General features: G+C 44.2%; 11 protein-coding genes. 7 read left to right on the top strand and 4 right to left on the bottom strand.

Annotated features, from left to right (window positions below; translation table 11 throughout):
* Positions 1 to 3: 3 nt before the first annotated feature.
* Positions 4 to 411, bottom strand: coding sequence for a nucleoside deaminase (locus tag GWR21_RS12855; protein ID WP_162335708.1), 408 nt, complete (start codon positions 409 to 411; stop codon positions 4 to 6).
* Between the two features lie 5 nt (positions 412 to 416).
* Positions 417 to 1,475, bottom strand: coding sequence for a hypothetical protein (locus GWR21_RS12850; RefSeq protein ID WP_162332136.1), 1,059 nt, complete (start codon positions 1,473 to 1,475; stop codon positions 417 to 419).
* A 360-nt stretch (positions 1,476 to 1,835) separates the two neighbouring features.
* On the opposite strand from GWR21_RS12850, the gene GWR21_RS12845 reads away from it, so the two are divergent.
* The gene (locus tag GWR21_RS12845; RefSeq protein WP_162332135.1) at positions 1,836 to 2,876 is read left to right on the top strand and encodes a tetratricopeptide repeat protein; all 1,041 of its coding nucleotides are present in this window, start codon (positions 1,836 to 1,838) and stop codon (positions 2,874 to 2,876) included.
* A 557-nt stretch (positions 2,877 to 3,433) separates the two neighbouring features.
* Positions 3,434 to 5,227, top strand: coding sequence for an acyltransferase family protein (locus GWR21_RS12840; RefSeq protein WP_162332134.1), 1,794 nt, complete (start codon positions 3,434 to 3,436; stop codon positions 5,225 to 5,227).
* A gap of 53 nt (positions 5,228 to 5,280) precedes the next feature.
* On the opposite strand, the gene GWR21_RS12835 is transcribed toward GWR21_RS12840, so the two are convergent.
* A complete protein-coding gene (locus GWR21_RS12835; RefSeq protein WP_238430346.1) occupies positions 5,281 to 5,607 on the bottom strand; it encodes a hypothetical protein in 327 nt (108 codons plus the stop codon).
* A gap of 190 nt (positions 5,608 to 5,797) precedes the next feature.
* On the opposite strand from GWR21_RS12835, the gene GWR21_RS12830 reads away from it, so the two are divergent.
* The 5 genes from GWR21_RS12830 (at position 5,798) to GWR21_RS12810 (ending at position 10,304) form a co-directional block, all read left to right on the top strand.
* Complete coding sequence (locus tag GWR21_RS12830) at positions 5,798 to 6,811, top strand: aldo/keto reductase (RefSeq protein ID WP_162332132.1); 1,014 nt, start codon at positions 5,798 to 5,800, stop codon at positions 6,809 to 6,811.
* Between the two features lie 28 nt (positions 6,812 to 6,839).
* On the top strand, positions 6,840 to 7,751 hold the full coding sequence (locus GWR21_RS12825; RefSeq protein WP_162332131.1) for a helix-turn-helix domain-containing protein: 912 nt from the start codon (positions 6,840 to 6,842) through the stop codon (positions 7,749 to 7,751).
* Between the two features lie 22 nt (positions 7,752 to 7,773).
* Positions 7,774 to 8,370 carry a TetR/AcrR family transcriptional regulator gene (locus GWR21_RS12820; protein ID WP_238430344.1) on the top strand — a complete coding sequence of 199 codons (597 nt, stop codon included), beginning with the start codon at positions 7,774 to 7,776 and terminating at the stop codon, positions 8,368 to 8,370.
* 50 nt (positions 8,371 to 8,420) lie between these two features.
* A complete protein-coding gene (locus GWR21_RS12815) occupies positions 8,421 to 9,215 on the top strand; it encodes an SDR family NAD(P)-dependent oxidoreductase (RefSeq protein WP_162332130.1) in 795 nt (264 codons plus the stop codon).
* Between the two features lie 81 nt (positions 9,216 to 9,296).
* Positions 9,297 to 10,304, top strand: a complete 1,008-nt coding sequence (locus GWR21_RS12810; protein ID WP_162332129.1) for a WD40/YVTN/BNR-like repeat-containing protein — start codon at positions 9,297 to 9,299, stop codon at positions 10,302 to 10,304.
* A gap of 103 nt (positions 10,305 to 10,407) precedes the next feature.
* On the opposite strand, the gene GWR21_RS12805 is transcribed toward GWR21_RS12810, so the two are convergent.
* A complete protein-coding gene (locus GWR21_RS12805) occupies positions 10,408 to 11,697 on the bottom strand; it encodes an epoxide hydrolase family protein (RefSeq protein ID WP_162332128.1) in 1,290 nt (429 codons plus the stop codon).
* Between the last annotated feature and the right edge of the window lie 207 nt (positions 11,698 to 11,904).

Raw genomic sequence — 11,904 nt, 5'->3', positions numbered from 1 at the left:
GGCTTATTTTCTGGTGTAAACAGTGATGACAGGTGGTTGATCCCATGAAGTGAAGTCAGCAGCTGTCAGCAGATTAAATGGCGCATGCGTGCCGCCTAGTTCCCCTGTATGTTTCTCAAATACAACTTCCGCGATCTTATAGTGCCTTATCGCATAAGAGCAAAGGATACATGGTTCTACATTGCTGTACAATATACTACCGGCAGTTGGTTTCCCTTTTTGCAGGGCGTCCAGTATAGCGACTACTTCTGCATGTCTTGTCACATCTTTTAGTTGCCTGCTTTTTTCAGTGCCTTCTCCTATAATCAGGCCGTTGCTGACAAGTACGCTGCCTACAGGACTTTCCCCTTCGCTGGCTGCTATAGCGGCCAGTTCATAACAGCGTTGCATAAATTGATCGTGTGTATTCATCCTTGCTAAGTGTTCCATTTTAAAACATTCTTCAGCACTTTCAGTGCTTTCTTGGTATCCTGTGATAGCCCGGCGATAATGTCCCGGAATCCGTGTTGCAGGCTTTCCATATTGTTCTTTTCACTTTTCCAGTCAATGAATTTCGCACTTTGCGGGCTCTTCGCAAACGATTGTAATACCTCATACCGCGGGTAGTAGAAGAGGGCATTGATCTGTTCCTTCAGATCATTGACCTGTTCCTGAAGTGTGATATTGTATAGATGCAGTTTCTCGTTGGTCAGCTGATCCGGATGTTTGTCCTCCTGTTGGATCCAGGTTAATTCCAGCTGCAGCATAGTGAGCAGATCACCCTGTTCCCGGGCGATGGTCAGCTGTTTCATCAGTTCTTCTTTCTGCTGGATGCGGTCGGGGTCCTGTTCCAGGTCAGGGTGGAATACTTTGGCCAGTTGCCGGTATAGATGCTGGACGTTCTTGCGGCGGGCTTCTTCCAGTAGCCGGTCCCTTTCTTCTCTCCGTAATTGCTTTTTGCTCTTTTGTTTACCAGAGGAGATGCTTTCGATATCCGTCGTCTTCATAGGCAGTGAAGTGGCGTCGGTATCATACTCTTCTTCATCTTTCCGCATGGTGGCGGCTCTCAGTTTGGCAAGATACTGTTCGGTCAGTTCCTGATAGGTAATATCTGAAAGTGCGTTGAATATGGCCAGTAACTCACCTTCCGGATCGTCCTGCTGATGGCGGAATATCTCATGTAGCTGATTAATGATCAGTAACCGGAGGTCTTCTTTTTCATGATCAGAAAGCCCTTTCGATATTGTCATGAAGCCGTTCAGCAATATAACGGCCTGTATCCTCAGCGCAACGAGTTGCTGCATCAGTGGGTATAGTTGTTTGATGTAGTATTGTAGTTGCTTGTCGAGTACAGCAGTCGTTTCTTTCAGCTCAACCTGTAACTGGGCTATTTTCTGTATCAGCTTGTTGAATGTCTGCTGTTCTTTGCTCAGCGTCGCTTTTTCTGACTTGCCGATGATCAGTTTTCCGGATTGTTTATTCGGCTCCTGCTGCATGATGTACACTTTATTATTGACCGCTCAATCCTTCAAAAGTACAAAAGAAAACCAGAATTAAAGCGTCATGCGTTGATCCATCCTTGTTTTGATACTGCCATCATGTTCCCCGGACGGTGTCCCATTGATATCTTTGATATGCCGGCCGTAGCCCCGGGTCAGGGCATCCGTTATTCGTGGTATATTAGCTAAAAAGCGGCAAAAGAAGTTACTAAATTGCCAGAGAATGTTCGGTCATCCAGGGGGAGAGAAAGAGAAGGCTGCTTTTTGGGCGTTCCCCTGAACTTTTTTCTCCGGAATTATGGATTTGGGCAAAGTCATGCATCTAAGAGAATAAACCACCCTATAACTTATATGAGAATGCGAAGAATCATCTTATCGCTGATAGCGATGTTTTCAGTTCAACTTTCCTTTGCTCAGCAGGAATCTATTGAAGCTTTAATGGGGCAGGCAATATCCCTTCATGATAAGGGCGACTACAGTGAGGCCATTGCCATCTATGATAAGATCATTGAACAGGACAGGAAGAATTACACGGCCTATGAAGAGAAATCACTTTCCCTGCATGCAGCAGGAAAGAATGAGGAATGTGTGGATTGGTGTAAGCTGACATTAAAGCGGTTTAAAAGAAGTGAAATACTGGCGGGACTTTATATTAATTATGGTAATTCCCTGGATGTGCTGAAGAAACCTGAAGAGGCTATTAAAGTGTATCAGATGGGAATTGACGATTACCCGAACATCTATTTGTTGCATTTCAACAAGGGGGTAACAGCATATGGTGTTAAAAAGTATGAAACCGCCATTGAAGATTTTAAGCATTCCCTTGACATCAGGGCGACTCATCCCGCCTCAAATATATACCTGGGCTACAGTATCTATACTGAGAATAAAGTAGCGGCCATCATGGCATTTGCGATGGCACTTATTGCGGAACCTCAGGGTGACAGGGCTGGCAGGACATTGAATTCATTAAATTCCTTACTGGCGACCGATGTTAAAAAGGAAGAAAATGATTCCGGGAACATAACAATTAATATCACCGCTCCCACTGTTATAGCGGGTCGGGGTGAAGATGATTTCCATTCAGCAGAAATAGCCATTTCACTATATGGAGCGCTGGATTTCACCGATCAACATAAGGAACTGAGTGCGGCAGAAAAACTGATGAAGAAACTGGAAATGCTGCCTGAAGGTACAGATAAAAGTGCAAAAGGATTTTTTACCAGACACTATGTTCCTTTCTTCACAGCCATGAGGGAAGAAAAACACCTGGAGGCCGCCTGTCATATTATGCTGGCGTCTACGGATGATCCGACCAATAACAGTTGGTTAAAGGACAACAAGCCGGCAATTGAAAAATTTTATCAATGGGTGAATAAGTATGACTGGAAAAATTAAGTACTGACAGCAATCAATTGATTTTGTTTGTGACTTTTTTGACTAAAAGATGAGGCCCTGGGTGTTTACCCTGGGGCTTTCTTTTTGGTTTAATAGCGTATCAGTCAGCCTGTGCCTGCACATAACTTTAACTCATGGTAAGGAATAGGACATCGTTTTCAATCAGGTATATTATATCATTATATTAAATAAAATCGTCAACCCGATGATGTAAGCGGCGCTTAAATTACTATAATCAGGCATTGTTAAATTGATCTTCCTGTAGTATATTAGGGCACCCCTTGTGAATGGAACAACATAATGTAACCTCGGGACACAACATACGATAATCTTTGCCCCATTTCCATTTACAGGAGACTATCCCATTAATGCGAATACATTCACGTGCGATATTCCGGACTATCAAAGTCTCCGGTTATTGCCAAGGATCTTTATTGACCTATAGGCAGGCTTTTTGACACTAACGATGCGACTACTGGTTGCAGATGATGCCCCTTTGTTCCTTTTGACCTTTTCATAAACCAATCTATTTCAACCAATTTAAAAAAAGTACATTTATGGGTGCCATTAAAGCGGAGCATTACCGGAAAGACATTGACGGTCTTCGGGCCATTGCGGTGTTGTCAGTGATCATATTTCATATGGGATTTCTTCCCGGTGGGTATTTAGGCGTCGACATTTTCTTCGCAATAAGTGGCTATCTGATTACCAAGATTGTTTACAACGAAGCCCTGGAAGACCGGTTCTCTATTGTTAATTTTTATATGAGAAGAACGCGGCGCATCATTCCATTGGTATTGTTCACCACATTCATTGCGCTGGTAACCGGCATATTCGTCATGTTGCCCGACGATCTGGAGAACCTGAGCCAGTCAGTCATCGCCACCAACCTGTTTGCAAATAATATCCTGTTATTAAAGACATCCGGCGACTACTGGGATATTTTCAACGACTATAAGCCATTGATGCATACCTGGAGCCTCGGCGTGGAAGAACAGTTTTACCTGGTTTATCCATTGATCTTTTTGTTATTCACCGGTAAGCGAAAGAAATGGATCTTACCGCTGCTGATAATATTGACCTGTATATCATTATTCCTGTTCCTGACAGCAACCAATACTTCTGCGAGGTTCTACCTGATACAATATCGTTTCTTTGAATTGGCTTTGGGAGGGCTGGGAGCGATCTTTTTCAGAGATAGGGTGATCGACAACCGGTATAAGGCAGGATTTCTCTTTATTATACTGGCTGTGTTTTTATTCGGTGTATACCTCCCACCGGTGCCCAAACTCTTGCTGGTTGTAGTATCCTCGGTCGGACTTTTGTTGCCGGGAAATACCAGTGATGGGTTTATTAATGCCTTCCTGGAAAATAAGTACATGGTCTGGATAGGGAAAATCAGCTTCAGTCTGTATATGTGGCATCAGATCGTTTTAGCTTACAGCCGTTATTTTGTTGTGGAAGGGATCACCCTTGTTAACGGATCGCTGCTTTTTGTGATTATCCTGACGCTGTCTGTTCTATCTTATCATTTCATAGAACAGCCATTCAGAGATAAGGTAAGGGTGAGTAGCCGGCTGCTTTTATCAATGTCAGCAGTAGTGCTGTTGTTAACCTCGGTGTCTTCCCTCTTTATATTCATGCGGGCAGGTATAGTAAGAGATGTACCCGAGCTGGGACTGTATGCGTCAAACACCAGTGCAGCCGTTCAAACGCACGTGCATCAGGCTTATAACTCCAGGATTTACGATCTGGATAAACAGTTTACTGATAACAAGAAGATCAAGGTTATGGTGATCGGTAACAGCTATGCACGTGACTGGTCAAATATACTGTTGGAATCTAAATACGGGCAGGACCTTGAAATCTGCTATACATATGATATGAGGAAGTGTAAAACGATAAATGACCGGTTAGCAAAAGCAGATGTTATTTTCTTCACAGAAATGAGAATTGATACATTCAGATCGTTAACGCACCGATATAATATCGATACAACAAAGGTCTGGATTGTAGGGAATAAGAACTTCGGCGCCAATAACGGAATCTTCTATAACAGGAGAGGGGATAATAACTATTGTGCCCAGCGTGTGAATATCCGGCAACTGGCACTGAAAATAAACGAGGACTTTAAAGCCCAGTGGGGAAACAGGTATATTGACCTGATCGGTATGGTGATCGATGGGAAAGGGAAGGTGCCTGTGTTTACAGACAGCTGTAAGTTCATTAGCCAGGATACGCGGCACCTGACCCGGGCCGGGGCTATCTATTATGCCCGCTTATTGGATAACAGCAGGTCATTCACGCTTGCAGGCAGGCAATCGCGCGCACTTAGTGTAAATACCAGGTGATAATTAAAGCCTTCGGAGCATATCCGAAGGCTTTTCTTTGTGCAGGGGCGCATCTAATGTATAGCTGTTTTATCCGGAGCTATCCAGTGTAACCGGGCATTTGTACTCGTGAGTAATTCCCGGCTATAGAAGCGGAATATATAGTCCTTTGTCAGGAAAGGCTGTTGGAGCAAAGCAACAAGCGATTCGTCCGTACATGCATGAACCTGTGCGATAAGCAGGTGACGGGCAATGGTAGCCGTATAAAATAGCGTAACGGTTTCATGATAACCGGATACGTCTGTGTTTGCTCCGCCAATACTTTGATTATACCGCTTAATACCCATTCTTATTTTTTCGATAGCCGGTACAGGATATTGAATGCAATACCAGAAGGCCATGATAAAATGATTAACATGTGTCCATTCTTCTTTCGGTAAGGTGCAGTCCTCAAACCTTTTAATAAGATCTCTCACGCTTTCTGCGTGTGCTACTAAATGCAGGACATTGTATTCGGATACAGGTAAGTGAGATATGGATACATTTCCGGAGACTGCTATGCGGACATTTGTCCCCTACAAAACAGAATATATGAATAATATCGGACAACGAAAACTCGGAAGCAAAGGGCTTGCAGTATCTACTATTGGTCTTGGCTGTATGGGAATGACCGTATTTGCCGGGGGGAGTGATCTGTACGGGCCAGCGGATGAAAAGGAAGCGATCAGTACGATTCACAGGGCGCTTGAACTGGGTTGTAACTTTCTGGACACAGCAGATATATATGGTCCCTACCTGAATGAGCAGCTGATTGCCAGGGCCATCAGCGGGAATCGTAATAAATATGTGATTGCCACTAAGTTTGGCTATGAAATAGATGATAATGATCAGCCTACGTGGCGGATCAATGGCAAGAAGGCGTATGTAAAGAAAGCGGTAGAGAAGTCATTGCGCAGCCTTGGTACGGATTATATTGACCTATATTACCTGCATCGGCTGGATGGACAAACGCCTGTTGAGGAAACAGCAGCGGCAATGGCGGACCTTGTAAAGGAAGGTAAGGTAGGGTATATCGGTTTGTCAGAAGTATCCAGTGATACTATCCGTCGTGCTAACCGGATACATCCCATTACAGCCGTGCAATCGGAATACTCCATCTTTGAACGAAGTATAGAAGAGGCAGGTATTACTGACACATTACAGGAACTGGGGATCAGTCTGGTAGCATACTCTCCGCTAGGACGAGGGTATCTTACAGGTAATCTTAAAAAGCCGGAGGATTTACCGGAGAATGATTTCCGTAAGACCATGCCACGCTTCCAGGGAGAGCAGCTGGTGAAGAACCTCGCGCTGGTAGATGCTATTACGGTAATGGCAGCGGAGAAGGAGATCACCCCTTCGCAACTGGCGATCGCCTGGGTGCTGGCCAAGGGCCATACGCCTATTCCTGGTACGAAGCGACCTAAATACCTGGAACAGAATGTAGCGGCAGCAGCAATTCAGTTGTCCGCCGGAGACATTGACAGACTCGAATCCATCATTCCGCTGGGAACATTCCTGGGTGACAGATATGATGCTGCGTCGATGAGCAGTATTAACCAGTAAAGTCTATTTTTGTAGCCAATTGTATGGAATGAAGAAGGAATCTCCATATCATGTGAAGACAGTATCCGCGCAACATCGGATACTGTCTTTGCCTAAGCCGCGTCATCCGCTTGTCAGTGTTTTCAATTTTGAGGATATATTGTATGATACGGATGAACGGTATCGTAGTGTTGTGCTGGACCTGTATTGCATTTCCATTAAGAAGGATGTAGATCATAAGGTACGGTATGGCCAAAGCCATTACGATTTTGATGAGGGGGTGATGTCATTTATCGCACCTCAGCAGGTTATCTCGAATATACCGGAGGGCCATCGTCCCGGCGGTTGGTGCCTGGTGTTCCATCCGGATTTTATTCGCCGGCATGCGCTGTATGGAAAGATTAAAAACTGCGAATTTTTTAGTTATGCAGTGAATGAAGCGCTACACCTTTCGGAGAAAGAGGAAGAGATGATAGTGGCTATTATGCAGATGCTCGGTGCTGAAATTGAAAAAGGGATCGACTCCTATAGTGAAGGAGTCATATTGTCTTATATAGACCTCTTGTTAAGCTATTCAGACAGGTTTTATAACAGGCAGTTCCTCACCCGCAAAACATTGAACAGCGACCTGCTTACTAAATTCGATGAATTATTATCAGCGTATTTTGTGGAACAAACGTCAACACATATACCTTTGCCCTCTGTGCAGTACTTCTCCGACAAGTTGCATCTTTCGCCCAACTACCTGAGTAATATGCTTCGGTCGCTGACGGGTAAAAGTACACAGCAGCATATCCAGGATAAGCTGATTGAAAGATCAAAAGAGTTACTGACCACTACTAATTTATCGGTCGCTGAAATTGCTTACATTTTTGGATTTGAATATCCGCAATCCTTTAACAAACTCTTTAAAAATAAGACACAATATACCCCGCTTGCCTACAGAAAACTTTTTAATTAACTGTCTTTTTTATACTTTTGTAATGATCGATACAAATATGAAAGGCAGACCATCCATATTTGACCATGCGCGTGTGGTAGAGAAAGCGCAACAGGTATTCTGGCAAAAGGGATTTGCTGCAACGTCTCTTGACGATCTGTTAAAGGCAACAGAGATGGGGAGCGGCAGCTTCTACAATACGTTTAAAGGCGGAAAGAAAGAGTTGTTCAGCAAGGCTATACAACAAAGGAGGGAGGCTTTTATGGCGTTTAAAGCGCATTTGAAGAAGAGTGCGTCACCAGTTGCTGAGATCAGGCAGTTTTTCATGTCTATCGCGACTGCCGGTGAGGAGGAGCATCTCCGCGGATGCATCATTGCTAATACGGTGGTAGAGATGACCTTTCTTGATGAAGAACTGGAACAGGAGGCGGTATCGATATTAAAGGAGGTAGAAAAAATGTTTGCATTGGCAATAAAGCAGGCGCAGGAGACGGGGGAGATCCGTAATTCCGCATCGCCGGAACTGCTGGCCCGTTACCTGATTACTGTCTGGAACGGATTGAATGTTACGAGAAGGATGTATCCGAGTAACAAATCCCTTCAGCAATTAATCGAAATGCAATTGTCAGTGTTGAGCTGACTTTTTTTTATCAATTTTTGTATTGATCAGTACAAAAATAAATATGAAGTATGGATTTGAAATTACAAGGGAAGACGGCATTTATCAGCGGGTCTACACAAGGTATTGGTTTTGCTATTGCACAGCAGTTATTAAAGGAAGGAGCTGCTGTTATTATCAATGGCAGAACGACAGGTAAAGTAGACGAAGTTGTTGGTCAGTTATCTTTGACTACACCAGGGGCAAGTGTTTCCGGTATTGCGGCTGATTTTGGCAGGGAGGCGGAGGTGGCCCATCTCCTGGAGGTGCTACCTGCTGTGGATATCCTGATTAATAATGTCGGCGTTTTTGCATTGAAGGATTTTCAGGATATCGAGGATAGTGAATGGCAGTCAATGTTTGATGTGAATGTCATGAGCGGTGTCCGCTTGTCCAGGGCGCTGTTACCTGCAATGCTTGAAAAAAAATGGGGCAGGATCGTCTTTATCAGCAGTGAGTCAGGTGTCAATGTACCTGCTAATATGATCCATTATGGGCTTACTAAGACCGCGATGTTGTCATTAAGTAACGGACTGTCAAAACTAACAAGGGGTACAGCAGTAACCGTTAATACTATACTTGGTGGTCCTACGTATTCAGACGGTGTCGCTGGTACAGTAAAGCAGATTGCACAGGCAAATAATATCAGTGAAGAAGAGATGAAGGCGGCGATCTTACAGCATACCAATCCACATTCGCTGCTTCAGCGATTTATTGCCCCGGAAGAGGTAGCGGGGGTAGCAGCATATTTGTGTAGTCCGCTGGCAGGAGCGATTAATGGGGCGGCTATAAGGGCGGATGGGGGTGTACTGAATACGCTGTTGTAGTAGAAAAAGTAAATAGTGGTCACTATTATGGTCGCTTTAAACGCTACCTTTTTTGTAAATTCATAACTGATAACTCCAGTTATGAATTTACCCGTTTTAATAACCCTGATCAGTTTTTTATATGTAGCCCTGCCTGCGCATACGCAGGTGCTGCCGGCATCATTTCTTTCACCAACCAACACGGCAGAACATCCTCCACTTAATAACATGGTCGGTATCATCTTTATGTCCGCGGATAACGGCGCCACCTGGAAAAATGCAAGCGCAGGCCTGCCTGATGACGCACAGATCGGTTTAGGTGCGATTGCTACCAGTGAAAGAACACTGGCGGTTATGGTGAAACAATATGGTCTATACCATTTCGACTTTACACACCATCGATGGAACAGTATGCCTACTTCTCCGGATATCATCAAGGCCAACCCTGCTGCAATGGTCTTTTACAGGAACTCTGTATATGTTGGTACACAGTCTGCCGGCGTCTTTTTTTCAGCAGACCAGGGGAAGCACTGGAAAAATATCAGTACCGGACTTACAAACAACACTATCCGCCGTTTCCTGGAGATAAACGGTCAGTTATACGTCGGCACCAATGCCGGATTATTCAGTTACGATGAAGTGAATAAACAATGGCATCCTGAATATGGCAATAATACGATGCAGGTCAATGGTATCGCTTCCGGTAACGGGTACATTTATATTGGCACGAGTCAGGGGGTGTTTTCTACCGCCATCACAAAGAAGAACTGGAAGCCGGTATTAACTGAACGTTCGTTACATAATATCAGTGTTATTGGTAATACGGTATATGCGATGACATACAATGAGCTTTTTTCTTCAACAGATGATGGTACGACCTGGAAGAGCATGCAAAAAGGGATGCCACAGGATTTTTACACGTTTAACGTAATAGCCAGTCAGGGAGAGATTTTTGCGGGGCAATGGGATGGTATTTACCGTAGAGACAGGGAGAGTCAGGAATGGACGAATTACGGTGCAGGGTTGCCTGAAAAGTTTGCATTCACGAATATGAAGGTGTATAAGGGGATGATTATAATTAGCGGGAGCGAAGGAAAACGGCTCAATTAACTACCCATGTCGATGTACTATCCTTACCGCTATGTAAATGTAATTGCAAAGCCTTTAGATTATGTCTGAAGGCTTTGTCTCACTAATCCCCATGCCCATTCTCTTATCGCAGAGATCTAAATGCAGCTCTAAGTTCTTCAGTAAAGATCTGCGGCTGTTCCCATGCGGCAAAGTGCCCACCCTTAGGTGCTTTATGATAATAATACAATGAAGGATATGCTTTTCTGGACCAGCTTTCTGGCGCCTCGTAAATTTCATGTGGAAATACAGAGATCGCTACAGGAACCTTTATATCCTTTGTTTTCTGGTGTTCGGAGCTAAAGTTATTGTTGTTATTTTCCCAATAGAATCTGGAAGAGGAAGCGCCTGTATTCGTCAGCCAGTAGAGCGTAATATCATCAAGGATAGCATCTCTGCTGATCACATTTTCCGGTTTTAAGTTACTATCTGTCCATTCTGCAATTTTCTCGTACAGGAATGCTGCCAATGCACTGGGAGAATCGGACAGTAAATAACCGGTTGTCTGTGGACGGGTCACCATCATTCCTCCATAGGCCGCATTTCTTCCAAAGAAGGTGCTTAAGGAATTATATGCTTTGGTCTCGGATGCAGAAAGTCCTGAGGGTGCCGGATCGCCTGCATTAATTGGTTTTACAAGTTCTGCCGGAATTGTGGCAGGCATAGTGAGGTGTATACCCAGCAGTCCTGACGGTGCTTGTCTGGCCAGGGCATCGGAGATCACTGAGCCGTGATCACCACCTTCGGAAACATATTTTTTATAGCCAAGGCGTTTCACCAGCACATCCCATGCTTTTGCCACACGGTCAGGATTCCAGCCCACTTCTTTAGGTATTTCTGAAAAACCATATCCTGGTATAGCAGGTATAATGACATCAAATGCGTCCTCCGCTTTACCGCCATATTTTACCGGGTCGGTCAACGGGCCGATGGCATCAATGAATTCCAGGGGAGAACCAGGCCAGCCATGGGTAAGGATGACCGGCATTGCATTCGGTTCTTTTGAACGTACATGGATGAACTGGATATCCAAACCATCAATTTTAGTTACAAACTGAGGTAAGGCATTTAATTTGTTTTCCAGTTTTCTCCAGTCATAATTGTTGCCCCAATAGTTTACGAGTTCTTTTAATTGCGCCAGTTGGATACCCTGGGATTCATCGTTTACAGTTTCTTTATCCGGAAAGTTTGTCCCGGCAATGCGTCTTTTAAGTTCATCCAGCTTTGCCTGAGGAATGTTGATCTTAAAAGATCTGATACGCATATCAGATGCGGATGTATCCGTTTTGGTGCTGGTCGTCTGTGCATTCGTCATTGCAGGCATACTTAGTGAGAATGTAGCTGCGAGTAGTATAGTAGTAAGTTTCGCGTTCATTGCTTTTATAATTTAGATGTTAAGATTTGCTTCTAATGTTGCGACAAAATTATATCGAGGGGAGCGCCAGGTAAATAAGTAATCCCTCCAAGTGGACATATTCGTTGTCGAGCTGGATAATAGCGGGCGTGAATAAGAACCGCGGCTGTATAAAGGGAGGATCATATCAATCCGGATAAACTGCTTTCCTTCCTCTATAAAAAATAA

The sequence above is a fragment of the Chitinophaga agri genome (assembly GCF_010093065.1).
In the GTDB taxonomy this organism is placed as follows: domain Bacteria; phylum Bacteroidota; class Bacteroidia; order Chitinophagales; family Chitinophagaceae; genus Chitinophaga; species Chitinophaga agri.
This window is presented reverse-complemented; position numbering and strand designations above follow the sequence as displayed.